General features: G+C 70.7%; 22 protein-coding genes. 15 read left to right on the top strand and 7 right to left on the bottom strand.

The genetic code is table 11. The annotated features are described in order from the left end of the window. Positions 1-27 precede the first annotated feature (27 nt). Positions 28-675 carry a peptide-methionine (S)-S-oxide reductase MsrA gene (msrA, locus tag QWG60_RS06150; protein ID WP_146908151.1) on the top strand — a complete coding sequence of 216 codons (648 nt, stop codon included), beginning with the start codon at positions 28-30 and terminating at the stop codon, positions 673-675. Here msrA and QWG60_RS06145 read toward each other — a convergent pair. Next, positions 660-1,874 carry an MFS transporter gene (locus QWG60_RS06145; protein ID WP_146908149.1) on the bottom strand — a complete coding sequence of 405 codons (1,215 nt, stop codon included), beginning with the start codon at positions 1,872-1,874 and terminating at the stop codon, positions 660-662. The two genes, msrA and QWG60_RS06145, sit on opposite strands and share 16 nt — an antisense overlap. 86 nt (positions 1,875-1,960) lie before the next feature. Between QWG60_RS06145 and QWG60_RS06140 the strand changes: the two genes are divergently transcribed. Beyond that, positions 1,961-2,839 carry a LysR family transcriptional regulator gene (locus tag QWG60_RS06140; RefSeq protein WP_046080058.1) on the top strand — a complete coding sequence of 293 codons (879 nt, stop codon included), beginning with the start codon at positions 1,961-1,963 and terminating at the stop codon, positions 2,837-2,839. Positions 2,840-3,099: 260 nt separating this feature from the next. Here QWG60_RS06140 and QWG60_RS06135 read toward each other — a convergent pair whose 3' ends face one another. Both QWG60_RS06135 and QWG60_RS06130 read right to left on the bottom strand, forming a co-directional pair. Continuing rightward, positions 3,100-3,681, bottom strand: a complete 582-nt coding sequence (locus tag QWG60_RS06135; protein WP_146908187.1) for a C40 family peptidase — start codon at positions 3,679-3,681, stop codon at positions 3,100-3,102. A gap of 120 nt (positions 3,682-3,801) precedes the next feature. Continuing rightward, a complete protein-coding gene (locus QWG60_RS06130; RefSeq protein WP_146908147.1) occupies positions 3,802-6,264 on the bottom strand; it encodes a DUF1266 domain-containing protein in 2,463 nt (820 codons plus the stop codon). A 229-nt stretch (positions 6,265-6,493) separates the two neighbouring features. On the opposite strand from QWG60_RS06130, the gene QWG60_RS06125 reads away from it, so the two are divergent. Next, entirely contained in the window at positions 6,494-7,939 is a 1,446-nt protein-coding gene (locus QWG60_RS06125) for an NAD-dependent succinate-semialdehyde dehydrogenase (protein ID WP_107180871.1), read from the top strand. 33 nt (positions 7,940-7,972) lie between these two features. Further along, complete coding sequence (gene gabT / locus QWG60_RS06120) at positions 7,973-9,265, top strand: 4-aminobutyrate--2-oxoglutarate transaminase (RefSeq protein WP_146908145.1); 1,293 nt, start codon at positions 7,973-7,975, stop codon at positions 9,263-9,265. Positions 9,266-9,355: 90 nt separating this feature from the next. Here gabT and QWG60_RS06115 read toward each other — a convergent pair whose 3' ends face one another. Both QWG60_RS06115 and QWG60_RS06110 read right to left on the bottom strand, forming a co-directional pair. Next, positions 9,356-9,598 carry a GlsB/YeaQ/YmgE family stress response membrane protein gene (locus QWG60_RS06115; protein WP_107180873.1) on the bottom strand — a complete coding sequence of 81 codons (243 nt, stop codon included), beginning with the start codon at positions 9,596-9,598 and terminating at the stop codon, positions 9,356-9,358. Between the two features lie 70 nt (positions 9,599-9,668). After that, positions 9,669-10,217 carry a DUF924 family protein gene (locus QWG60_RS06110; protein ID WP_107180874.1) on the bottom strand — a complete coding sequence of 183 codons (549 nt, stop codon included), beginning with the start codon at positions 10,215-10,217 and terminating at the stop codon, positions 9,669-9,671. Between the two features lie 117 nt (positions 10,218-10,334). Here QWG60_RS06110 and QWG60_RS06105 point away from each other — a divergent pair, with 117 nt between their 5' ends. The 8 genes from QWG60_RS06105 to QWG60_RS06070 all read left to right on the top strand — a co-directional run bounded on the left by QWG60_RS06105 (position 10,335) and on the right by QWG60_RS06070 (position 18,141). Beyond that, on the top strand, positions 10,335-10,553 hold the full coding sequence (locus QWG60_RS06105) for a hypothetical protein (RefSeq protein WP_046080053.1): 219 nt from the start codon (positions 10,335-10,337) through the stop codon (positions 10,551-10,553). Positions 10,554-10,704: 151 nt separating this feature from the next. Beyond that, positions 10,705-12,297 (top strand): solute:sodium symporter family transporter, encoded by a 1,593-nt coding sequence (locus QWG60_RS06100; RefSeq protein WP_107180876.1) that lies wholly within the window; start codon positions 10,705-10,707, stop codon positions 12,295-12,297. 157 nt (positions 12,298-12,454) lie between these two features. Continuing rightward, positions 12,455-13,474 carry a GlxA family transcriptional regulator gene (locus tag QWG60_RS06095; protein WP_146908143.1) on the top strand — a complete coding sequence of 340 codons (1,020 nt, stop codon included), beginning with the start codon at positions 12,455-12,457 and terminating at the stop codon, positions 13,472-13,474. Continuing rightward, the gene (locus QWG60_RS06090; protein ID WP_146908141.1) at positions 13,465-14,643 is read left to right on the top strand and encodes an MFS transporter; all 1,179 of its coding nucleotides are present in this window, start codon (positions 13,465-13,467) and stop codon (positions 14,641-14,643) included. The genes QWG60_RS06095 and QWG60_RS06090 overlap by 10 nt, the downstream gene beginning before the upstream one ends. 22 nt (positions 14,644-14,665) lie before the next feature. Then, positions 14,666-16,042 carry a YcjX family GTP-binding protein gene (locus QWG60_RS06085; RefSeq protein ID WP_146908139.1) on the top strand — a complete coding sequence of 459 codons (1,377 nt, stop codon included), beginning with the start codon at positions 14,666-14,668 and terminating at the stop codon, positions 16,040-16,042. After that, positions 16,039-17,103, top strand: coding sequence for a TIGR01620 family protein (locus QWG60_RS06080; protein WP_146908137.1), 1,065 nt, complete (start codon positions 16,039-16,041; stop codon positions 17,101-17,103). Before QWG60_RS06085 ends, QWG60_RS06080 begins: the two co-directional genes overlap by 4 nt. A gap of 74 nt (positions 17,104-17,177) precedes the next feature. Next, positions 17,178-17,618 (top strand): universal stress protein, encoded by a 441-nt coding sequence (locus tag QWG60_RS06075; RefSeq protein ID WP_035597241.1) that lies wholly within the window; start codon positions 17,178-17,180, stop codon positions 17,616-17,618. A 79-nt stretch (positions 17,619-17,697) separates the two neighbouring features. Continuing rightward, positions 17,698-18,141, top strand: a complete 444-nt coding sequence (locus QWG60_RS06070; protein ID WP_146908135.1) for a universal stress protein — start codon at positions 17,698-17,700, stop codon at positions 18,139-18,141. Positions 18,142-18,186: 45 nt separating this feature from the next. Here QWG60_RS06070 and QWG60_RS06065 read toward each other — a convergent pair whose 3' ends face one another. Next, positions 18,187-19,374: an AGE family epimerase/isomerase gene (locus QWG60_RS06065; RefSeq protein WP_146908133.1), complete on the bottom strand. Its 1,188-nt coding sequence runs from the start codon at positions 19,372-19,374 to the stop codon at positions 18,187-18,189. A gap of 107 nt (positions 19,375-19,481) precedes the next feature. Next, positions 19,482-20,279, bottom strand: a complete 798-nt coding sequence (locus tag QWG60_RS06060; protein ID WP_046080044.1) for a Cof-type HAD-IIB family hydrolase — start codon at positions 20,277-20,279, stop codon at positions 19,482-19,484. A 165-nt stretch (positions 20,280-20,444) separates the two neighbouring features. On the opposite strand from QWG60_RS06060, the gene QWG60_RS06055 reads away from it, so the two are divergent. From QWG60_RS06055 to QWG60_RS06045, 3 genes are all read left to right on the top strand, one after another. Continuing rightward, the gene (locus QWG60_RS06055) at positions 20,445-22,385 is read left to right on the top strand and encodes an exoribonuclease II (RefSeq protein WP_146908131.1); all 1,941 of its coding nucleotides are present in this window, start codon (positions 20,445-20,447) and stop codon (positions 22,383-22,385) included. A gap of 181 nt (positions 22,386-22,566) precedes the next feature. Then, complete coding sequence (locus tag QWG60_RS06050) at positions 22,567-23,679, top strand: glycosyltransferase family 4 protein (protein ID WP_146908129.1); 1,113 nt, start codon at positions 22,567-22,569, stop codon at positions 23,677-23,679. Beyond that, positions 23,672-24,664 (top strand): lysylphosphatidylglycerol synthase transmembrane domain-containing protein, encoded by a 993-nt coding sequence (locus QWG60_RS06045; RefSeq protein WP_146908127.1) that lies wholly within the window; start codon positions 23,672-23,674, stop codon positions 24,662-24,664. Before QWG60_RS06050 ends, QWG60_RS06045 begins: the two co-directional genes overlap by 8 nt. Positions 24,665-24,666: the final 2 nt, after the last annotated feature.

Raw genomic sequence — 24,666 nt, 5'->3', positions numbered from 1 at the left:
CATTGCATCCTGGAGGAGGTCCCCATCATGACACTCAACCGCCCGATCCGCCTGCCCGCCCTGCCGCTGCTGCTCGCCACCGCGTTCGCCGGCCCCGCGACCGCCGAGTCCGACAGCACTGCCATCGACGGCCCTGCGAAGGAAAGCGCCGTGTTCGGCGGCGGCTGCTTCTGGTGCGTGGAAGAGGCCTACGACAAGGTCGAGGGCGTGGTCGCCACGACCTCGGGCTTCGCCGGCGGCGAGATGGAGAACCCCAGTTACGAGCAGGTCTCGTCCGGCGACACCGATCACATCGAGGTGGTGAAGGTGGAGTACGATCCCGAGCGGGTCGACTACCGCACCCTGCTCTATGTGTTCTGGCGCAACATCGATCCCTTCGCCGTCAATCGCCAGTTCTGCGACCGGGGCCGCCCCTACCAGAGCGCCATCTTCCCCGAAAACGCCGACCAGCGCGCCATGGCCGAGGCGACCCGCGACGCCATGGCCGAGCGCTTCGGCCGCGAGATCGGCGTCGAGATCCTCGACTTCACGGCCTTCTACCCCGCCGAGACCTATCACCAGGACTACTACGACAAGAACCCGGTGCGCTACAACTTCTACAAGTCGGCCTGCGGGCGCGAGGACCGGCTGCAAGAGGTCTGGGGCGACGAGGCCGAGGCCTACGCCATGCCCTGAGCCGCGGCCTCCTCGGCCGCCCGACGTCGCTCGCCGCGGCGCAGCCGCAGGGCCAGCGTCAGGGTGATCGCCAGCACCAGGGCGCCGCCGAGCAGCACGCCCGGCCAGGCCCCCGCGCGCCAGAACGGCTCGAGCCACAGCCCACCGAGGCTGGCACCGAGGTAGTAGAACACCAGATAGAGCGCCGAGGCGCTGCCCCGGGCGCGCCGGGCCTGGCGCCCCACCCAGCCCGAGGCCATGGAGTGGGCCAGGAAAAAGCCGAAGGCCGCCAGGGTCAGCCCGCCCAGGATGATCGGCAGCGAGGACGCCAGCGTCAGCGCCATGCCCGAGGCCAGCAGCAGCGTGCCGAGCGCCATGCAGGTCGGCGGCGAGGCGCGACGCACCAGGCGCCCGGACATCGACGAGCCCAGCGTGCCGCCCAGGTAGGTCAGGAACAGCAGCCCCAGCCAGCGGGCGTCCAGCGCGAAAGGCTCGGCCGCCAGGCGGAAGGTCAGGTAGCTGTAGAGATTGATGAACACCAGGAAGTTGAGCCCGCCCAGCAGGTAGGCCCCGCGCAGCTCGGGCTGGCGCAGGTGCCCGGCCAGATCGCCGAGCGCCTCGCCCAGCCGGAAGCGCCGCGGGGTGAAGCCCCGGGACGCCGGCAGCAGCCACCAGAACAGCGCCACCCCGGCGAGCGTCAGGCCGCCGACCCACAGGAAGCTCGCCGAGATCCCGGCCGACTCCGCGGCCCAGCCGCCGATCACCCGCCCCGAGATCCCGCCCAGCGAGTTGGCGGCGATGTAGAGCCCCACCGCCGGCAGCATCGCCGAGCGCTCGAATTCATCGCCCATCCAGGCGATCGCCACCGCCGGCAGCCCGCCCAGCACGAAGCCCTGCACCACGCGCAGTGCCAGCAGCGCCTCGAAGCCCGGCGCCACGGCCAGCGCCAGCGACAGGCCGCCGGCCGCAAGCAGCGTCAGGCGCATGATGCCGCCGCGCCCGATGGCATCAGACAGCGGGCCGAACACCAGCAGGGCCGCGGCCAGCGACAGCGTGGCCAGCGACATCGCCAGGTTGGCGACCAGGGTCGAGACCCCGTGGGCCTGATGCAGCGACGGCAGCAGCGGTTGCACCACGTAGAGATTCAGAAACACGAGGAAGGAACCCAGGCTCAGGGCCAGGGTCGCGCGCCACCAGGCGCGGCTGTGAGCGTCGATCATAGGTCCTCCGGGTTGGCCGACCATGATCGAAGGCGCACAATGATAAGCCAAGCAGAAGTTAATGATTGTACTCATCGGATTGTCTTATGGCCCTGCCCTTCGACCTGCGCAGCCTCGGCGTCTTCCTGGCGGTGGTGGACCAGGGCGGCTTCAGCGCCGCCGCCCGCTCGCTGCACCTGGCCCAGTCCGCGGTCAGCCAGACCATCGCCAACCTGGAACATCGCCTCGATCTCACCCTCTTCCACCGCCACGAGCGGCGCATCGGCCTGACCGCCGAGGGCGAGGCGCTGGTCGAGCACGCCCGCGACCTGCTGGCCCGGGCCGAGGCGGCCGAGCTGGCCATGCGGGAGCTGCACGGGCTGGTGAAGGGCGAACTGCGCATCGGCATTCCCTCGATGCTGGGCTCCTACTATTTCCCGCCGCTGCTGATGGGCTTCAAGGAACGCCACCCGGGCATCCGGCTGACGGTGGTGGAGGCCGGCGCGCGCCGCCTGCAGCGCATGATCGCCGCGGGCGAGCTGGATCTGGGCGTGGTGATCGACGACGGCGAGAGCCGCCATCTGACGCGCCAGCCGCTGGCGCGGGAGGAGATGGTGGTATGCGTGCCCCGGGAGCATCCCTTCGCCGGGCGGGACCGCGTCACGCCCGAGGCCTTCTTCGCCGAGCCGCTGGTGCTGTTCCAGGACGGCTACTTCCATCGCGAGTTCATCGACGCCCTGGCACGGGACACCGGCGCCAGCGCCAACGTCGCCTTCGAGTCGAACCTGATCCCGCTGACCAAGGCCATCGTGCGCCAGGGCTACGGCATCACCACCTTTCTCAGGCGCGTGGTCGAGGAACCGGAGCTGGCGGCGGTGCCCTTCGACCCGCCGGCCTGGCTGGCGCTGTCGCTGGCCTGGAAGGAAGGCGCCTACCTGTCCCGGGCGGAACAGGCGTTCGTGGAATTCGCGCTGGAGAACCGCTGAGTCAAGACCACGGGACGAGGCTCGCCAACATGTCCCAGCCGATGGGCTTTACCGACGACAAGCCTTCGCGAGGGCGCTGTGAACCCATCCCTGGGAGCTACTTTTGCTCTGCTTCGCTATCGCATCCTGCTCCGCTCGCAGAGCCGGTGCTGGCCATCCATGGCCAGCCCGTTCGGCGAAGACGCCTCACCCATGGCAAAAAATCCTCGCTACACCTTGTCCTCGGCGCCCATCACTTCCAAGCGGCCAGGAAGACAGACTCAGCCCTCGCCGCGATCATACTGGATATCGTCGAGGCGGCGGGCCAGATGCACGTCGTCCAGCGGGCGGCGCGCCTGCCAGTAGTAGTGGCGCCAGTAGCGGTTGTCGAGGGAGGATATCTTGACGCCGCGGGAGGTCGAGGCGTGAAGGAAGCGCCCCTGCCCCACGTAGATGCCGACGTGGTGGTAGTAGCCGGGAGGCTGGAAGAACACCAGATCGCCGGGCTGCAGGGCGTCGCGGGTCACCGATTCGCCCTCGCGGACCTGCTGGGTGGTGGTGCGCGGCAGCTCCAGGCCGAAAGCCTCGGCGAAGACGCGCTGGACCAGGGCGGAGCAGTCGATGCCGCGGCGGGTAGTGCCGCCAAGCCGGTAGGGGGTGCCGAGCCAGCGTTCGTGCTCGTCGAGCAGCGCCTGGCGTACCTGGGCCGGCGGCGGATGGCGCAGGCCACGCATCTCGAGAACGGGATTGTCGACCGGCGACATCTGACCGGGCAGCCCCGGCATGTCACGGGCGAAATAGTCGTCCACCGGCGCCTTCGTTCCACCACTGCCGGCACAGCCGGTCAGCAGCAGCAGCGTCATGCCTGCGAGTGAAACGCGACACCGGGTCGGCATCCCTGTCCTCTTTGCCATCCTTGTCTCTCGATCGCCATCATCGTGCCGGCCGGGCCGGCAATCACGCATCATAACCGGCACAAGGGTTTAATGCAGCTGTCGGCCGTCGCCGGGCAGCGTATCCACGTGCATGGGCGCCCAGTGACGCGGGCGCGCACCGGGGAAATCCAGGCTCGCCCAGGCGCCGGCCATGGGCGGCGCCGCGGACAGCCAGCTCACCAGTGCCTGGCGGAAGCCGCTGAGGAAGGCCTCGCGCTCCGGCGTCTCGCCCATGAAGAAGGAGAAGCCGGCAAGCAGGCCACGGGCGTACTCTTCCCAGCCGCCGTAATGGCGCGCGGCCAGGGCGTGGGCCCGGCCCAGGAAGGCCAGGAAGTCGGCCTCGGTGAGCCAGCCGAGCTGGCGACCGGCGATCGCCAGATCCACCGCCTGGGCCAGGTCCCAGGCGGTCATGTCGAGCTCGTTGCAGCCGTCCTCGCCGTCCCGCACACGGATCAGGCGCAGCAGGTGGTTGCGCTCCTCCTCGCTGCACTCGCCGGATTCCAGGGTAGCGATCTCCGAGGCCAATCGTTCGCGATTGAGGGTATAGGGGGCATAGTTGATCTGGTATTCCTGGCGATCGCCCGCCTCCAGCAGGTAGTCCACGAAATCGGCCAGCTCGCCGGCGGTATGCAGGGCGTAGTGACCATCGACCCACTCGCGGATCGAGGCGCACTCGCGTTCGCTCTCAGGCTGGGGCAGGCTCCAGGCCGGGCTGTTCAACGGCCCCACCAGCGCCATGGCGGTGAAGTGCGACAGGCTCGGCCGCGGGCCGGGCTCCTGCCATTCGCCGCTGCTCCAGTCCAGCCAGTGGAAGACGCTGCCGGGATCGTCCTGGTGCCAGCGGATCTCGGCCACCAGCGACGGCTGATCGGGCTCGGGCAGCAGCGCCTCCCACTGTGCCCAGGCCGCGAGCAGGCGCCGCGGGCTGGTGTAGAAACGGCTCAGCGAGCCATGCAGGGCCGCGGTGAGCTCGGACAGCCGCGCGGCGTCGAAGAGCCCGCTGTCCATGGCCATCTGCAGGTGGAAGGCGTACTTCTCGGCCATGTGAATGGTCGCCGCGTGGCGACTGGCCTGGCCCAGGGCATCCCGGGCGGCCAGATCCTGCCTGCCGGGACGGCCGAACGGCGTGGCGGCGGTCGGCAAGGCGCCGTGGGCACCGTCCGCCGCCAGCTGATTGAGATGATGCGCCTGGGCCGGCAACCAGTAGCGCGAGAGCGCCTCGGGGCCTTCGTCGGCGTGCAGGTCGAGGGTCTCGGCGAGGTAGCGACGGGCGTCCTGCCGACGCGCCTCCGGCAGCATCGGCGCCACGCCCTGGCGCAGCGCCAGCTCCGGCTCGCGCACCGCGGCCAGCGCCAGCACCCAGTGGCGAGGGTCGCGACGCCAGTCGCGCATGGCCCGGTGCGAGGCCTCGAGCTGCGCCTCGTCGACGATCTCCGACAGCGGCGTGCGCCAGGGGCTGACCGGCGACTGCAGCAGCAGCGCCCAGTCGACGTCGAAGGCCCCCCGCAGGTCGCGGGCCTCGAACAGGCTGCGTCCGCGCTGGTAAGCCCGGGCCAGCGCCACCCAGTCGCTGTAACGGTGCATGGCCATGTCGGCGCCGTGCAGCGCGAAGTGGCGCGCCTCCTCGTCGTCGAGCCAGCCCATGCACAGGCCGGCCCAGGCCAGATCGATCAGGCGCAGCCAGTCCCAGGCGGCCCACTCCAGGGGCTCGCCGCTCTCGACCAGGGTCAACAGCACCCGGCCGGCGGACTGGTCGCGGGGCGCGAGGCCCTCCCACCAGGCCCGACGTTCCTCGGCCGCCGCCGACAGCAGGCGGGTGGCGTCCAGGTCCCAGGCCTGGCGGTCGCCCTGGGAGGCCAGCCACAGCAGCACCCGAATCAGCTCGTCGCGCCCCTGGACCTGCCAGGCCTCGGTCAGCCAGCCCTCGAGCCCTTGCCAATCGAGCGGCGCGGCCCGGGGCTCGAGCACGGGGCTGAAGGCCGCGCGCAGCCGCCAGACCCGGTCGACCGGATCGTCGGGCCACAGCGCCTGTTCAGGGCGCGAATCGGCCAGCCACTCGCGCATCATCTCCCAGGTGACGCCCTCGCCCTGGTGCTCGAGGGCGGCCAGGGCCTCGCAGGCCTCGCTGAAGCCGTCATCGCCCTGGACCCAGCCCACGGCGCTACGCGCCCGGCACAGCGCATCCAGCCACGCCTCCAGACCGTGATAGCGACTACCGATCTCTTCGGCCAGGCGCTGTGCCCAGGCCCGTGCTCGGGTCTCGCCGAGCCAGCCGGCGGCGCCGCCGAGGGCTGCCAGTTCCAGGGCAGAGAGCAGACGCGCCGGATCGGCCTCACCACCGCCTCCGAATGCCTCGAGCAGCCGCCATCCCAGCTCGCCGCGATCGACGACCCCGAGCCCTTCCAAGCGGGCCGCTGCCACCTCGGCGTCCAGCGTCAGGGGATCGGGGGCGAAGGCCCAATCACACAGCACCAGCTGCTGGGCCCACCAGGCATTCAGGGGATCGACCAAGGCACACCTCGCCACACAAGCAAACGTTCGGAACGGCGCCGAAGCGCCGCGGGAAATTCGGCGACACAGTGTAACGGAAAGCGCCGCCGGCGCCGATGCTCGAAATCACTCGGAGAGACGTCGATCCGGGGCTTGGCGGCGTGTTCTAAATAATGCACACTCGTAAAACATAACGCATCACAAGCTCGCCTTGTGTCAACGATGGCGAGAGACAGCCGAGAGAGTGCCGATGACATCCCCGAGCGACCTGCTGATCGACAAGGCCTACGTGGCCGGCCAGTGGCGCGCCGCCGAGCGACGCTTCCCCGTGACCGACCCCGCCACCGGCGAGGTGCTGGCCGAGGTCCCCGACCTGAGCGCCGACGACGCCCGTGAGGCCGTGGCCGCCGCCGAGGCGGCCTGGCCGGCCTGGCGCCGCCTGGCCGCCAAAGAACGTGCCGCCCTGCTGCGCGGCTGGTTCGAGCGCATCATGGCCCACCAGGAGGCCCTGGCCCGACTGATGACCCGCGAACAGGGCAAGCCGCTGGCCGAGTCCCGCGGTGAAGTCGGCTACGGCGCCAGCTTCGTGGAGTACTACGCCGAGGAAGCCAAGCGCGTGGCCGGCGAGACCCTGCCCGGCCACGGCGCCGACAAGCGCATCCTGGTGATGCGCGAGCCGATCGGCGTGATGGCCGCCATCACGCCCTGGAACTTCCCGCTGGCGATGATCACCCGCAAGTGCGCCCCGGCCCTGGCCGCCGGCTGCCCGGTGGTGATCAAGCCCGCCGAGGCCACCCCGCTGACCGCCCTGGCGCTGGCCAGGCTGGCCGAGGACGCCGGCTTCCCGGCGGGCGTGATCAATGTGGTGACCGCGGCCCGCCCGGCCGAGATCGGCGAGGTGCTGACCACCGATCCGCGAGTACGCAAGGTTTCCTTCACCGGCTCCACGCCGGTCGGCAAGCGGCTGCTGGCCCAGTGCGCCGGCACCGTCAAGAAGGCGTCCATGGAGCTCGGCGGCAACGCGCCCTTCATCGTCTTCGACGACGCCGACCTGGACGCTGCCGTGGAAGGCGCCATCGCCTCCAAGTTCCGCAACGCCGGCCAGACCTGTGTCTGCACCAACCGCTTCCTGGTGCAGGATGGCGTCTACGACGCCTTCATCGACAGGCTGGCAGCTCGCATGGCCGAGCTCAAGGTCGGCAACGGTCTGGACGAGGGCGTGCTCCAGGGGCCGCTGATCAATGACGCGGCGGTGGCCAAGGTACAGTCACACATCGCCGACGCCCTCGAGCACGGCGGACGGCTGGTGTGCGGCGGCGAGCCCCACCCCCTGGGCGGCACCTTCTTCCAGCCGACCCTGGTCGCCGACGTCACCGCCGAGATGAAGGTGGCCACCGAGGAAACCTTCGGCCCGCTGGCGCCGGTGTTCCGCTTCCACGAGGACGAGGAAGCGATCGCCATGGCCAACGCCACCGAGTTCGGCCTGGCCGCCTACTTCTATGCTCGCGACTACCAGCGCATCTGGCGCACCATGGAAGGACTGGAGTACGGCATGGTCGCCGTCAACGAGGGCCTGCTCTCCACCGAGCTGGCGCCGTTCGGCGGCGTCAAGGAATCCGGCCTGGGACGCGAGGGCTCGCGTCACGGCCTGGATGAATACACTGAACTAAAATACGTCTGTGTCGGCGGGCTCTGAGGCCCTATCGCTCTCTCAACAGGAGTCGTCTCCATGAACAACGCACAACTCAACGAGCTCAAGCAGCGCTACGTCGCCAGCGGCGCCGCCAGCCCGGCCACCCAGTTTGCCGACCGGGCCGAGAATGCCCTGATCTGGGACGCCGACGGCAACCGCATCATCGACTTCGCCGGCGGCATCGGCGTGCTCAACATCGGCCATCGCCATCCCAAGGTGGTGCAGGCGGTCAAGGACCAGCTGGACAAGGTGATGCACACCTGCCAGACCGTGATGCCCTACGAGGGGTACGTGAAGGTGGCCGAGAAGCTCAGCCAGGTGACCCCGGTGCGCGGTCACGGCAAGGTGATGCTCGCCAACTCCGGCGCCGAGGCGCTGGAGAACGCCGTCAAGGTGGCCCGCGCCGCCACCGGCCGCGACAACGTGATCTGCTTCACCGGCGGCTACCACGGCCGCACCTTCATGACCATGGCCATGAACGGCAAGGTCGCGCCCTACGCCACCGACTTCGGCAGCATGCCGGGCAATGTCTTCCGCGCGCCTTACCCGGTGCCGAGCGAGGGCGTCAGCGACGAGGACGCGCTGCGCGGTTTGAAGATGGCGCTGAAGACCGACGCCAATCCGAAGGACACCGCCGCCATCGTGCTCGAGCCGGTGCTCGGCGAGGGCGGCTTCCATGCGGCGTCGCCGGGCTTCCTGAAGGCCGTACGCGAGCTGTGCGACGAACACGGCATGCTGATGATCGTCGACGAAGTACAGTCGGGCTTCGGCCGCACCGGCAAGCTGTTCGCCATCGAGCACAGCGGCGTGGAGCCGGACATCATCACCATGGCCAAGAGCATGGCGGACGGCATGCCGATCTCCGCTGTGGTCGGCACCGACAAGGTGATGGACGCCTCCGGCGGCAACTCGCTGGGCGGCACCTACACCGGCAGCCCGGTGTCCTGCGCCGCGGTGCTGGCGGTGCTGGAGGTGTTCGAGGAAGAGCAGATCCTCGACAAGAGCCTGGCCCTGGGCGACAGGCTCGGCGAGCGCTTCACCCAATGGGAGCAGGCCTTCGACTGCGTGGCCAACGGCCGCCACCTGGGCGCCATGGCCGCCTTCGACCTGGTCACGGCCGACGGCAGCCCGGACGCCGACCTGGCCGGCGCGCTGTGCAAGAAGGCGCGCGAGAAGGGGCTGATCCTGCTGTCCTGCGGCCTGTGGGGCAACACCATCCGCTTCCTGATGCCGGTGACCATCGAGGACGAGGTGCTGGAGGAAGGCCTCGCGATCATCGAGGAGTGCCTGAAGGAAGTGGTCGGCAGCCAGGCCGCCGCCACCGCCTGATCCTGCGCTAGCCCCGAACGCACGCCGCCCGGCCAACTGGCCGGGCGGCGTGTTTCTGCGTGACCCTGCGGGTTCGATGGGCGCTGCCGGTCAGGCCTTCTTGACCTTGGCGATCACCCACAGCAATACCACCGCGCCGACGATGGCGGTGACCAGCGAGCCGATAAAGCCGCCGGCCTGAAGCCCCAGCAGGCTGAACAGGAAGCCGCCGACCACCGCGCCGACGACCCCCACTCCGATATTGCCCAGCAGCCCGAAGCCGCCGCCACGCATGATGTTGCCGGCGATCCAGCCCGCCAGCCCGCCGATGATCAACCAGGCGATGATGCTCATGGGTGTCTCCTTTTCCACTTCCTTGGGATGTGCCTGCCAGACTGCCGACATGCGGCGTCATAACGCAAGCTCAGAACGATGATCCGGGCCGGGCCAGGAAGGCCCGCTCTTCCTCGGTGGAACGCCGCCCGAGGGCGGCATTGCGATGCGGATAGCGGCCGAAGCGCTCCAGGATAGCGCGGTGCCGGCGCTCGGCGCGCAGGCTGTCCTCCAGGCCGGGCTGCTCGAACAACCGCGCCGCCTCGTCGTGGACGGCCAGCGACTCGCTGTGCATGTAAGGCATGTAGAGGAAGGCCTGCTCGCGCGCCGCGAGCGCGGCGTCATCCCCGGCGGCGACCGCCTCCCGGGCGAGCGCCAGCGCCTGCTCGTCGGCGGCGAAGGCTTCGGGGCCGTCGCGATGAAGGTGGCGCGAGAACTGATCCAGCACGATGATCTCGGCCAGCCGCCCCGTGGCCGAGCGTCGCCACTCGACGAACTCGCCGCGGCGAGCGGCTGCGTGGATCTCGGCGAACCGGCGCCGCACCTCGGCGTCCAGCTCAGGGTCCTTGCGGAACCACTGCGCGGGCGTCAGCTCGTCGAACCAGAAAGCGAGCACGTCGCTTGCCTTACTGCCTGCCATGGCGTCGCGCCTCCCTGTGGCTGGGCCATGCCCCGTCCCCGGCTGATATGCTCTCAGCATAGCAGCCCGCTCTCGATACCCGACAACGACCGACGCCCCATGACGCCCGGAGCCACCATGACCGCCTATCAGCTGATCTCGATGCTCGGCTATGCCTTCAACATCGTCGGCCTGCTCGTCTGCCTCGGCGGGCTGAGCCTGGCCCGGCGGCCACGGCATCGCTGGCTGGGTCGGCTGCTGGCCGTCGCAGGATTCGCGATCGCCGCGACCCCGCTGCTGGCGCAGCTTTTCGGCTGGGCGGAGCCGACGCCGGCCGGCGTGATGCCGCCTTCCTGAAAAAGGACTACCAACCGTTAGACGAAAGGCGTATGGCGGCGGCAAGGCAGTCCCCTAGACTGCCTCGTCACTGTCGTAATGTTAGCAACATAATCTCTTCCCTCGGCGGCGAGAACGCCAATGAGCGCCAGACGTTAAGGATTTTTCCGATATGCACGCCCTCACCCTCGCTTCCTTCCTGTTCTTTACAGGATTGGTCGCCTTCGTCACCTGGCGGATCACCCGCCGCGACGACCACGCCAGCACCAACGGCCTGTTCCTGGCCGGGCGCAGCCTGACCTTCCCGCTGATCGCCGGCTCGCTGCTGATGACGAACCTGTCGACCGAACAGATGGTCGGCCTCAACGGCGCCGCCTTCGCCGACGGCCTCAGCGTGATGGCCTGGGAAGTGGTCGCGGTCATCGCCCTGGTGCTGCTGGCGCTGTTCTTCCTGCCGCGCTTCCTGAAAAGCGGTATCGCCACCGTGCCCCAGCTGCTGGAGATCCGCTTCGACAAGGGCACCCAGCGCATCGCCAACGTGATCTTCCTGCTCGCCTATGCGGTGATCCTGCTGCCGATCATCCTCTATTCCGGCGCCATGGGCCTGCAGGGCATGCTCGACCTCCACGGGCTGACCGGCATCGAGTCCGACACCACCCTGCTGTGGCTGACCGTGTGGCTGGTGGGCCTGATCGGCGCCGTCTATGCGCTGTTCGGCGGCCTGCGCACCGTCGCGGTGTCCGACACCCTGAACGGCATCGGCCTGCTGATCGGCGGTTTCGTGATCGTCTACTTCGGCCTGCAGACCGTCAGTGACGGCAACGGCGTGCTGGCCGGCTGGGAGATCCTCAAGGAATCCCAGCCCGAGCGCCTGAACTCCATGGGCCGCGAGGACCAGCAGGTGCCCTTCGCCACCCTGTTCACCGGCGTGTTCCTGATCAACGTCTTCTACTGGACCACCAACCAGCAGATCATCCAGCGTACCTTCGCCGCCAAGAACCTGGCCGAGGGCCAGAAGGGCGTGCTGCTGACCGGCCTGTTCAAGCTGCTCGGCCCGCTGTACCTGGTGCTGCCCGGCATCATCGCCTACCAGCTGTACGCCGATCAGGGCATCCAGGCCGACGAGGCCTACGGCCACCTGGTGTTCAACGTGCTGCCGCCCTACCTCACCGGCTTCTTCGCCGCGGTGATGGTCGGCGCCATCCTGTCGTCGTTCAACTCGGCGCTGAACTCCACCACCACCCTGTTCAGCCTCGGCTTCTACAAGGGCGTGCTCAACAAGGACGCCAGCGAGGCGCAGGTGGTGCGCGCCAGCAAGACCTTCGGCTGGATCATGGCGCTGATCGCCATGACCATCGCCCCGCTGCTGGCCGGCCAGGAAAGCCTGTTCGGCTACCTGCAGAAGATGAACGCCATCTACTTCATCCCGCTGCTGGCGGTGGTGCTGGTCGGCCTGCTGACCAAGCGCGTACCGGCCATGGCGGCCAAGATCGCCCTGGTGGGCGGCTGCCTGCTGATCTTCGCCGGCTACTTCATCCCGCCCTTCAACCAGCTGCCGCAGGTGATGCACGAGTTCCACTTCGTCGCCTCGGTCTTCGTGCTGCTGGTGGTGGCGATGCTGGTGATCGGCAAGCTGCGCCCGCGGGCCGAGGCCTGGGTCCACGAGGACAGCGGCGCCGTCGACCTGACCCCGTGGAAGGGCGCCGTGCCCGCCGGCATCGCGCTGGTGGTGCTGGTGATCGCCATCTACGCGGCCTTCGCCTGACGCCGCCCCGGCCTTGCCCCGCCGCGACGATGCCCCGCCCCGTGCGGGGCATCGTCGTTTCGGGCCGCGCCATGTCCCGATCAGTGGGAAACGGGTCATTGTGGACACGGCCGCCAGCCGCCAGACTTCAGACATCGTCCAGTTATGGAGCCCGCCGATGCCGGATGCTTCCCCGCCACGCCACGTCGTATTACTGGCCTATCCCGACTGCCAGGCGCTGGACGTCAGCGGCCCCTGGCAGGTCTTCGCCAGCGCCAACGACTGCGCCGGCCGGCGGCTCTACGACCTGGCACTGGTCGCCCGCGCGCCGGGCCCGCTTCGCACCAACGGTGGCCTGGCCATGGTGGCCGACCTCAACTGGGCGGGCCTGGCGGCCCGCGGCGCGCCGGATACCCTGCTGGTGGCCGGCGGCAGCGGCGTCTTCGCCGAGTGCAAGGCCGGGCACCATCTCGAGGGGCTGCGCCAGATGGCCCCGCGCGTCCGGCGCCTGGGTGCCATCTGCACCGGCGCCTTCCTGCTGGCCCGGGCTGGCCTGCTCGACGGCCGCCGGGCCACCACCCACTGGCGCCACGCGGAGGCCCTGGCGCAGGCCTATCCGACGCTGAGCGTCGAGCCGGATGCGCTCTACGTCGCCGACCGCGGCCGCTACACCAGCGCCGGGGTGACCGCCGGCATCGATCTGGCCCTGTCGCTGGTCGAGGCCGACCACGGCGGCGAGCTGGCCAGCCGCGTCGCCCGTGAGCTGGTGATGTTCCTGCATCGCCCGGGCGGCCAGTCCCAGTTCAGCGAGGCGCTCGCGCACCAGCGACGCACCAGCGGCCCGCTGCGCGAGCTGCTCGAAGCCCTGCACGCCGATCCGGCCGGGGATCATCGCCTGGAGCGCATGGCGGCACGGATGGCGGTCACCCCGCGCCATCTGTCGCGGCTGTTCCGGCGCCATCTCGATACCTCGCCCGGCGCCTACCTGACGCAGCTGCGCCTGGAAGGGGCCCGCCGAGAACTGATCGACAGCCATCCCGCCCCACCGCTCGAGCGCCTCGCCGCCCGGTGGCGGCTGGGCGGCGCCGAACAGCTGCGCCGCCTGTTCCATCGCCGCTACGGCGTCCCGCCGTCGGTCTATCATGAGCGCTTCGGCGCCCGCACCGTCCCCCTCGAGGAGCCCACCGCATGCCCCTGACCGTCACGCTGCTCTCGCTATGCCAGGCCCTGCTGGTCAGCGGCAACATCCTGCTGATCGCCGTGTCGCCGCTGATCGGCGCCCAGCTGGCGCCTTCACCTACCTGGTCCACCGCCCCGGTGGCGACCCAGTGGCTGGGCCTGATGTGCGCCACCATTCCCGCCTCGCTGATCATGGCGCGCCTGGGCCGGCGCCGCGGCTTCGTGCTCGGCCACCTGCTGGGGCTTGCCGGCACCGGGCTGGCCGTGGCCGCCCTCCAGGCCCAGGCGTTCGGTCTGTTCCTGCTCGCCACCTGGCTGATCGGCATCGGCATCGGCTTCGGCCAGCTGTATCGCTTCGCCGCGGTGGAGGCCGCCCCCGAGGGCGGCCGCGACCGGGCCATCGGCCTGGTGATGGGGGGCGGCGTGCTGGCGGCCTTCTTCGGCCCCTGGCTGGCCCGCCACAGCCACGCCCTGGCCGAGGTGCCCTACCTGGGCAGCTTCCTGGGCCTCGGCGCCCTCTACCTGCTGGCCCTGGCGCTGCTGGCCGGCGTGCGCCTGCCCGAGCCCGGCCGCGATGCCGCCGAGGGCGAGCCGCGCCGGCTGGCCGAGATCGTCCGCCAGCCGGTGTTCCTGCTGGCAGCGGTCAGCGCCATGGTCGGCTACGGGGTGATGAACCTGGCCATGACCGCCACGCCGCTGGCCATGGCCGAGGTCGGCCACGGCTTCGATCACGTGGCCACCACCATTCAATGGCACGTGGTGGCGATGTTCCTACCCTCCTTCGTCACCGGACGGCTGAGCGCCCGCTTCGGCGCCCCGCGGATGATCGCCGCCGGCTGCCTGCTGCTCGCGGCCAGCGCCCTGATCGCCCAGTTCGACGCGGGCCTCGCCGGCTTCCACACCGGGCTGGTGCTGCTCGGCCTGGGCTGGAACTTCGCCTTCCTGCCCGCCACCGGGCTGCTCACCGAGGCCCACTCCCCGGCCGAGAAAGCCCGCACCCAGGCCGCCAACGAGTTCCTGGTGTTCTCCACCGTGGCGATCACTGCGCTGCTGGCCGGCCCGATGGTGACGCTGCTGGGCTGGGCGAGCCTCAACCTGCTGCTGATCCCGCTGTGCCTGCTGCCGCTGGCGCTGCTCGGCGCCCGCCGCCTTGCCTTCCGGCGTCGCCGCCCGCAGATTAGGGGCTGACACGGATGCCGAGCGACGCCCCATGCCCCGAAACCTGACACGCGACCTGCTCGAGCGTGGCCGCGACCGCCAGCTGCGCCTAGCGGTCACCGGCCTGTCACGGGCGGGCAAGACCGCCTTTCTGACCTCGCTGATCGACCAGCTCCGCCACGCCGGGCTCGAGGCCCGCCTGGACCTGCTGCCCGCGGCGCGGGAAGGCCGACTGCTGGGCGCCCGCCGGGTCGAGCAGCAGGATCTCGGCGTGCCGCGTTTCCCCTTCGACCGAGCACTCGCCGCCCTAGACGCCGACCCGCCGCAGTGGCCGGCGCCGACCCGCGGCATCAGCGAGCTGCGCCTGTCGATCCGCTACCGCCCGAGCCGCCCCGGCTGGATCGGCGGCGACACCCGCCAGCTGACGCTGGACCTGTTCGACTATCCCGGCGAATGGCTGCTCGACCTGCCGCTGCTCGAGCACGACTTCGCCAGCTGGTGCCGGGCCCAGCGCTTCGACGGCGAGCGCGCCGCGCTGTTTGCCGGCTGGCAGCGCGAGGTGGCAGACCTGGACCCGGCCCAGGAAGTCGACGAGGCGCGCCTGGCCGAGATCGCCGAACGCTACGCCGAGGGCCTGCGGGCCGCCCGCGAGGCCGGCTTCTCGGACCTGCAGCCGGGCCGCTTCCTGCTGCCCGGCGAGCTCGAAGGCGCCCCGGTACTGCAGTTCTTTCCCCTGCCGGGGCTCGACGAGGCCGATCCGGCCGTGCTGGCGCAGCTGCCGCCCGAGAGCCTCTACGCCACCCTGGCGCGGCGCTTTCGCCACTACCAGCAGCACATCGTCAAGCCGTTCTACCGCGATCACTTCCGGCGCTTCGACCGCCAGATCGTGCTGGTCGACGTGCTGGGCGCGCTGAATGCCGGCCCCGAGCGCTTCGAGGACCTGTCGCGGGCGCTGACGCGGCTGATGCAGAGCTTCGACTACGGCCGACGCAGCCTGCTCTCGCGGCTGTTCGCCCCGCGCATCGACCGCCTGGCCATCGCCGCCACCAAGGCCGACCACGTCACTCCCGAGCAGCATCCGCGCCTCACCGGGCTGCTCCAGGCGCTGCTGGCCGAGCCGCTCAAGGACCTGCGCTTCGCCAACGTGCCGGTGCGCGCCCTGAGCCTGGCCGCGATCCGCGCCACCGAGGCCCGCGAGGTCGACCACCGCGGCCAGCGCCAGCCGGTCCTGCGCGGCACCACCCTCGAGGGCGAGGACACGCTGCTGTTTCCCGGCGAGGTGCCGGCCACCCTGCCCGACGCCAGCTTCTGGCGCCGCCAGGGCTTCACCTTCACCGCCTTTCGCCCCCAGCCCCGCGCCGGCGGCGCCCTGCCGCACATTCGCCTGGATGCCGCCCTGGAATGGCTGATCGGAGACAAGCTGACATGACCGCGCCCCGTGAATCCGACCCGCGCCCCGGCCAGCGCTTCACGCTGGAGACCGAACCCGCCCCGAAGGCGCCCGAAACGCCGGCCCCGGAGCATCTGTTCGATCCGACGCAGGCCCATCATCCACTGACGCCGGCGGAGCCGGACGCCGCTCCCGGCGAAAGCGAGGCCGCCGTCACCGCCGGCCTGGCGCCGCCGAAGCGCCGCCGCTGGGGCTTGCTCGGGCTGCTGGTCGCGGGGCTCGGCCTGGGCGCCGGCGAGCTCGCGCTGTCGATGCCCGCAGCGCTGGTCGAGGGCGACTGGCTGGGCCTCGGCTGGGGGCTGCTGGGCCTCGGCGCCATCGGCCTCGGCGGCGGTGCCCTGGCCCGGGAGCTGTGGCGGCTGCGTCGCCTTCGCCGCCACGAGCGGCTGCGCGAGACGCTCGGCGCGCTGCCGGAGGCCTCCAGCCGCCAGGCACACTCCACCGCCGACCAGCTGCGCCGCCAGCTAGGCCTGGATGAGGACCATCCGCACTGGCAGGCCTTTCTCGCCGCCCATGAGCCCCACCACGACGGCCGCGAGACCCAGGCCCTACTGGCCCACCACCTGCTGGCCCCCCGGGACCGCGAGGCGCGGCGGCTGATCTCGCGGATGAGCGGCGAGACCGCGGTGATGGTGGCGCTGAGCCCGCTGACGCTGGTCGACATGGCGCTGGTGGCCTGGCGGCACCTGTCGCTGATCGACCGACTCTGCCGGCTCTACGGCCTGGAGCTCGGCTATGCGGCGCGGCTGAGGCTGTTTCGCCAGGTGCTGCGCGACATGGCCTTCGCCGGCGCCAGCGAGCTGGCCAGCGAGGCCGGCATGGAATGGCTGTCGCTGAACCTGGCCGGACGCCTCTCGGCGCGAGCCGGCCAGGGCATGGCGGTGGGCCTGCTAGGGGCACGGCTGGGGCTGCGCGCCCAGCGGCTGACCCGCCCGCTGGCCTTCGACGAGGCCGAGCGGCCCCGCGTCGCCGACCTGCGCCGCGAGCTGTGGGGCAGGATGCGGCGCCTGGAGCGTCGCGAGCAGGACGACAAGCGTTGATGAGGATCATCCCAGGCGGCCCGATGGGGTCTAGGCTGTAGGGTATGCCCCCGGCCATGCCAAGGAGAGATCCCATGTTCCACACCATCCTCGTGCCCATCGACGGCTCCGAGCACTCGCGGGTGGCGCTGTGCGTCGCCTGCAAGCTGGCCCGCCAGGAGGACGGCCAGCTGATCCTGCTGCACATTCCCGAGGCCCTGCCCCACGAACCGCTGCTGGTCTGGGGCATCGGCGCGGTGCCGATGGAATCGACCCTGGAGAAGCGCGACGAGGTCGGCCAGGCCCTGCTCGACCACGCCACCGAGGAGGCCAGGACCCTGGGCGTCGAACAGGTCAAGCCAGTGCTGACCCGCGGCGACCCCAGCCAGAAGATCCTGGCCGCCGCCGAAGAGCACGGCGTCGATACCATCGTCATGGGCAGCCGCGGCCTCGGCGATCTCAAGGGCCTGGTGGTGGGCAGTGTGTCGCACAAGGTCAGCCACGGCGCCGACTGCCGGGTGATCACCGTCCACTGACCCTGGCCGGCAACGGGCCATCCGGCGATCGGACGGCTAGGCTGAAGGGGCGGTATTCTCAGTCCCGGAGGTGCTGGCCATGTTTCGAACGATCCTGGTGCCCGTCGACGGCTCGTCACACGCCCGAAAGGCGCTCTCCCTGGCCTGCCAGCTGCTGGCAGACCGCCAGGAGGCCTGCCTGCTGCTGCTCCATGTGCCCGAAGCCGCGCCCCACGACCCGCCGATGATGTGGGGCGTGGGCAGCGAGGCCGCGGCCGACTCCCGGGACGAACGCGAACGCCGCGCCCGGCAGCTGCTCGACACGGCCGCGGAGGAGGCCCGCGACCGGGGCGTGCGCCACGTCGAGCCCGAGCTGCGCTTCGGTGACCCCATCCGCACCATTCTCGAGCTGGCCGATGCCCGCAACGTGGATGCCATCCTGATGGGCAGCCGCGGCCTCAGCGACCTGCGCGGCCTGATCACCGGCAGCGTGTCGCACAAGGTCAGCCATGCGGCGGAGTGCAGCGTGGTCACCGTGCACTAGACAAAGGCAGACCCGGAAGGCGCTCCGGCAAGCCGGCCGGGGCGCTCACCGCGAACCCGCACGCCGTGCCAGGGCCTCCATCACGGCCTGGCAGGCCCCCATGGCGTGATAGTCGACCTTGCCCGGCGGGCTCTTGAGGTCCGAGTAGCGCCGATTGTCCGGCGTCAGCACGCGATACCAGCCGCCGTGGCGATGGTCGATCAGGTGGCGCCAGCTGTAGTCCCACAGCCGCTCGTACCAGCGCCAGTAGACCGCCCGGCCGGTGCGCACGCCCAGCAGCGCCGCGGCCGCCAGGCTCTCGGCCTGCACCCAGTCATACTTGTCGCCGTCGCTGAGCCGCCCCGCCGGATCGAGGCCGGCGACCAGCCCGCCGTGGGTGCGATCCCAGCCCGCCGCCACGCTGGACAGGAACAGTCGCTCGGCGGCGGGCAGCAGCCAGGGCTCGGGGCGATGACGCTCCAGCATCACCAGCAGCTTGGCCCACTCGGCCTGGTGGCCGACCTGATAGCCCCAGGGACGGAACAGGTGAGCGGGCTCGTTGCGGTGATAGTCCCAGTCGGGCTGCCACCGGGCGTCGTAATGCTCCCAGATCCAGCCGTCCCGATGGTCGCGGCCGGCCAGCGTGAGGGCCCGGGCGATGGCCAGCGCCTGGTCGAGATAGCCACTCGCTCCCGTCGCCTCGAAGGCGGCGAGCAGGGCCTCGCAGCCGTGCAGGTTGGCGTTCTGGCCCCGATAGGGTGACAGCCGCCAGTGACGGTCGGCCTCATCGGCGAAGCGCTGCCAGTGCGACTCCCAGAAGCGCCGCTGCAGCAGCCGATGGGTGGCCTCGAGACCGTGCCGGGCCTCGTCAATGCCGGCCCGCAGCGCTTCGGCGTAGGCCAGCAGCACGAAGACCAGTCCGTAGCAGTGATGGGTGTCGTCCTCCACGATCCCGCTGTCCAGCGTCCAGGCATAGCCCTGGGTCGCCGTCTGGAAGTGCGCCTTCTCCAGATAGGCGAGCCCGTGGCGCACCCAGTGGCAGTATTCGTCGCCGCCGCCGTGACGGGCGTGGCGGGCATAGGTCACCACATAGCGGGCGCTGGAGACCAGGTGGCGATGGTCGTGATCGAGGATGGCGCCGTCATCGAGCAGGTAGTGGTAGAAGCCGCCGTGGGGATCGATGGCGCGGGGATGATAGAAGGCCATGGTGCGGCGGACCTGGGTCTCGAGAAAGGCCGGATCGTGGACGTTCATGGCGCCTCCCGACGACGTGTTCCTCAAGGATGGCCGCCCGGCGCGAGACGGGCGATACCACCATGGTGGCAACGCCCTGTCTCTCTCGTTCGTTCTCCTGCCCCCGCCTAGAGGGCGAAGCGCTCGGCCAGATGGCGCGCCACGGCCGCCTCGTCGTGATGGCCGATGCGACGCGCCCCGGGCAGGCGCGCGTCCAGCTCGGGATGGCCGTTGGCCATGATGTGGGCCTCGCCGGCCAGCGCCAGCATCTCGGTGTCGTTGAGGTTGTCGCCGAACGCCAGGCAGCGCTCGGCGGGGAGATCGAGCCGGCCGAGCAGCGCCGTCAGCGCGGTGCCCTTGTTGACGCCCTCGGCCATGATCTCCAGCGAGTTGCCCATCGAATAGGTCACGTGCAGCCGCTCGCCGGCGCGGCGACGCACCTCACCCTCGAGCTCGGCCAGGTGCCCGGGCTCGCCGATGTAGAGCACCTTGCCGACGCCCTCGGCGGCCAGCCGCTCCGGCGCCACCACTCGGTAGCCAAAGCCGGTGTGGGCATGCAGCGCCAGCAGCGTCGGCGCCTCGGCGTCGATCACCCACTCGTCGTCGTGATAGAGGTTCAGGCGCACGGCGTCGGGGCGCGGCAGGTCGATCAGCTCCCGGGCCAGCTCGGCCGGCACGTGGCGCGCCTCGAGCAGGCTGTCGTCGGGCGCGTGGGTGTAGGCGCCGTTGGTGCTGATGATGTGGGCGTCCACCCCCAGGCGGTCGCGAAACGCCAGGATGTCGCGATAGTGGCGCCCCGAGGCCAGGGCGATGTGGTGGCCGCGCGCCGCCAGGGCGCGCAGGGTGGCCACGGTATCGTCCGCCAGGGCGTGATCCGCGCCAAGCAGGGTGCCGTCGAGGTCGCTGACGATGAGATGGGCCGACATGGGCGGCGCCCTCCGCTGCAAAGAGTGTGCGCCCATTCTATCGGCTCCGCGTCGCGGGCTCATCCGGCCTCGCCACACCCCCGGCGACGATTGCTCGCCGCCCGATTGGCGCCGGCTGGCGGAATCCGTATAGTGACCCCCCTATCCCGCCAATCGATCGTGACCATGCTGCAGAACAACTCGGCGCTTGCTCAGCTCAAGCAACAGATCCGCGACAACACGCCCCGCGTCGAAGGGGTCATCAAGGCCACCGACCGCGGCTTCGGTTTCCTCGAGACCGACGACGGCGACTCCTACTTCGTGCCCCCCCCCGCCATGAAGCAGGTACTCCACGGCGACCGTGTCGAAGCCATCCTCCACGAGGAGGGCGAGAAGAAGTCCGTGGAGCCGGACACTCTGATCGAGAGCGGCATGGAACGCTTCATCGCCCGCGTGAAGAAGCGCGACGGGCGCCTGTCGGTGATCCCCGATCATCCGTCGATGAATGCCCCGCTGAAGGCCCGGGTCAAGCGCAGCCTCGACGAGGCGAGCCTCGGCGAAGGTGACTGGGTCGTGGTGCGCCTGGTGCGTCACCCGCTCAAGCCCGAGGACCGCGGCTTCTTCACCCAGATCGATGAGCTGGTGGCCAAGACCGACAACCCGGCGGTGCCCTGGCGGGTGACCCTGGCGCGCCACGCCCTCGAGCAGGAATGCCCGGACGCTGGCGACGACTGGCCGCTGCGCGACGAGGGCCTCGAGCGCGAGAATCTGACCGCCGAGCCGTTCTTCACCATCGACGGCGAGAAGACCCGCGACATGGACGACGCCCTGCGCGTCGAGCGTCGCGAGGGCGGCGGCTGGACCCTGAACGTGGCCATCGCCGACCCGACCGCCTACGTCGAGGAAGGTCACGCCGCCGACCTGGAGGCCCGCACCCGCGCCTTCACCGTCTATCTGCCGGGCCAGAACGTCACCATGCTGCCCGAGGCGCTGGCCGATGACCTGTGCTCGCTGTGGGAAGACCGCGACCGCCCGGTGCTGGCCTGCGCGCTGAACATCGAGGCCGACGGTAGCCTGGGCGAGTACCGCTTCTTCGCCGCCACCGCGCGCTCCCACGCCAAACTGGTCTACGACAACGTCTCCGACTGGCTCGAGGGCCAGGGCGACTGGGCGCCGTCCGAGGCCATCGGCGAGCAGCTCGAGGCGCTGCGCGAGCTGACCGAGGCCCGCGCCGACTGGCGCGCCAAGCACGCCCTGGTGTTCAAGGACCGTCCGGACTACGTGTTCGACCTCGACGAGGCCGGCAACGTGCTGGGCATCCGCACCGAGGAGCGCCGCATCGCCAACCGCATGATCGAGGAATCGATGATCGCGGCCAACGCCTGCTGCGCCGACCTGCTGAGCCAGCACGTGGGCCACGGCATCTTCAACGTCCACCGTGCCTTCGAGGCCGACAAGGCCGAGGCGGCCCAGGAATTCCTGGCCGGCCAGGAGATCCAGGTCGAGCTCGAGGCACTCACCGAGCTGCCCCGCTACAGGGAGCTCAAGCGCGAGCTCGAGGGCCGCGAGGATGCCTGGCTGGACGCGCGTCTGCGCCGCTTCCAGGGCTTCACCAACATGTCCGCCCAGCCCGGTCCGCACTTCGGCCTGGGGCTCGACGCCTACGCCACCTGGACCTCGCCGATCCGCAAGTACGGCGACATGGTCAACCACCGCCTGATCAAGCGCGTGCTCAAGGGCGAGCAGGCCCCGGCCGAGGCCAGCCAGGCACTCACCGAGCAGCTCACCGAGCGCCGCCGCCTCAACCGCCTGGCCGAGCGCGACGTCAAGGACTGGCTCTACGTGCGCTACCTGACGCCGTCCGCCGAGGCCAACGAGAGCTTCGAGGCCGAGATCATCGCCATCAACCGCGGCGGCATGCGCGTGCGCCTGACCGCCAACGGCGCCACCGCCTTCATCCCGGCCCCGCTGATGCACAGCGACCGCGACAAGGTGGCGATCGACGACAAGGATGGCCGCATCCAGATCGAGGGCGTCGAGCGCTACAAGCTCGGCGACGTGATCCGCGTGGCCCTGACCGAGGCCCGCGAGGAGACCCGCTCGCTGGTCGGCCGCCCGGCCGAGTAAGCGCCCTCCCCGCGCGATCCCTCGCACGTGAAACGGCGGCCCTCGGGCCGCCGTTTCACATTCATCCCCATACGAAAAGTCGACGAGCGCAGACACTTTTCCTCGAATCCCATGTCGTCGAACTGTCGCAAAGCCCGCGTAACGTGATGGTGGAACCATCGGCCCGCGCGGGAGGGACCCTTTGCATATCGCCGACGTCACCATGTTCCACGCCCCCTCGAGCGGCGGCGTGCGCACCTATCTCCAGGCCAAGCACCGCCGGATCGCCGAGACTCCCGGTCTGCGCTCGACCCTGCTCGTGCCCGGCGCCGAGCGCGACGCCCTCGACGACTGCCATACCCTGCCGGCGATGCGCCTGCCGCTGGGCCAGGGCTACCGCTTCCCGCTGCGCCGCTCCCCCTGGCGCCAGCGGCTGCTGGAGCTCGCCCCCGACCTGATCGAGGCCGGCGATCCCTACGTCACGCCCTGGGCTGCGCTGGAGGCCGGCCAGCGCCTCGGCGTGCCGGTGGTCGGCTTCTACCACTCCGACCTGCCGCGGCTGATGGGCGATCGCTTCGGCGGCGCGGTGCGCCGGCGCCTGGAGCGCTACGTGCGCGATCTCTACGGCCGCTTCGACGGCGTGATGGCGCCCTGCCGGGCCATGGCCGAGCGACTGGCCGAGTGGGGCGTGGAGAACGTGCGCGTGCAGCCGCTGGGCGTCGACCTCGACACCTTCCACCCCGACCGCGCCGATCCGGCCTGGCGGGCCTCGCTGGGGCTGCCCGCCGACACCCGGCTGCTGGTCTTCGCCGGGCGCTACTCGAGGGAGAAGAACGTCGACGTGCTGCTGCGCACCCTCCGGCGCCTGGGGCAGCCCTATCACCTGCTGCTGATGGGCCCGGGGATGCCGACCCGAGTGCCCGACAACGTGACCGTCATCTCGCGCTACTGCGATCGCCGCGAGGTGGCCCGGGCGCTGGCCAGCGCCGACGCCATGCTGCACGCCGGCACCCGCGAGACCTTCGGCCTGGTGGCGCTGGAGGCCATGGCCTGCGGCCTGCCGGTGGTGGCCGCCCGGGCCGGGGCGCTGATCGAGAACGTGCCGCTGGGCGGCGGGCTCCTGTGCACGCCCCACGACGACGGCGCCATGGCCGAGGCGGTCGAGGCCCTGTTCGACCACGACGTCGCTGCCGGCGGCCGGCACGCCCGCCGACAGGTGGAGCGTCGCTTCCACTGGAACCTGGTGATCGACGACCTGCTCGGCTACTACGCCACCCTCATGCCCGGCGAGCGCGCGGCGCTGAGGCATGGCTGAGCGTCGCCGACACTACGGCGGGTGGCTGGCCGCGGCGCTGGTGCTGGCCCTGGCGGTGCCGCTGATGATCGGCGGCCGCGATGCGCTGACGGCGCTGGGCGACTTTCCGCCGGGCAGGCTGGCGGGGATGCTGGCGCTGGTGGTGCTGTGCTGGAACCTCAACGCCCTGAGACTGAGGCTGCTGCTGGCCGGGCACGCCGGCCCGCTCGGCCAGCGCGGCGCCCTGGGGATGGTGATGGCCACCGAGTTCGCCATCTGCGCCACCCCGGGCGGTAGCGGCGGGCTGCCGACCCTGCTCGCGCTGCTGGCCCGACGCGGGCTGCGCCCCTCCCGGGCCTCGGCGGTGTTCATGGTCGACCAGTGCTGCGACCTGCTGTTCTTCCTGGCCGCGCTGACCGCCCTGGTGCTGGTGTCGCTGGCCACGGCCGTGCCCTGGCCCTATCAGTGGCTGCTGGTCGCCGCCATCGTCGCCCTGCTCCTGCTGCTGGCGACGGGGGCGATGCTGATCCGACATCTGCCGGCGCTGCTGCGCCGTCTAGGAGCATCGCGGAAGCGGCGCCCTCGCCTGGCCCGGCGACTGCTCGGCTTTCGCCAGGCGCTGGTCGCCACCCTGGCCCTGCCCCGCCCGGTGCTGATGCTGACCATGGCCAGCTGCGCCGCCCACTGGCTGACGCGCTACAGCCTGCTCTACCTGGCGCTTGCCGGCCTGGGCGCCGACGTGGCCTGGAGCTGGGCCTTCCTGGTGCAGATGCTGTCGATGGCGGCCGGCCAGCTGAGCCTGCTGCCCGGCGGCACCGGCGCCGCCGAACTCGGCACCGGCATGCTGCTGATCCCGCTGGTCGGCCAGGCCACCGCCGGGGCCGCCATCGTGATCTGGCGCTTCGTCACCTTCCACTGCTACCTGCTGGCCGGCGCCCCGGTGTTCCTGGCCATGATCGGCCTGCCTCGACGCCGCGGCACGCCTGATGGCGACCGGGCCGGCTGAGC

It is taken from the genome of Halomonas halophila (assembly GCF_030406665.1).
Taxonomy (GTDB): domain Bacteria; phylum Pseudomonadota; class Gammaproteobacteria; order Pseudomonadales; family Halomonadaceae; genus Halomonas; species Halomonas halophila.
This window is presented reverse-complemented; position numbering and strand designations above follow the sequence as displayed.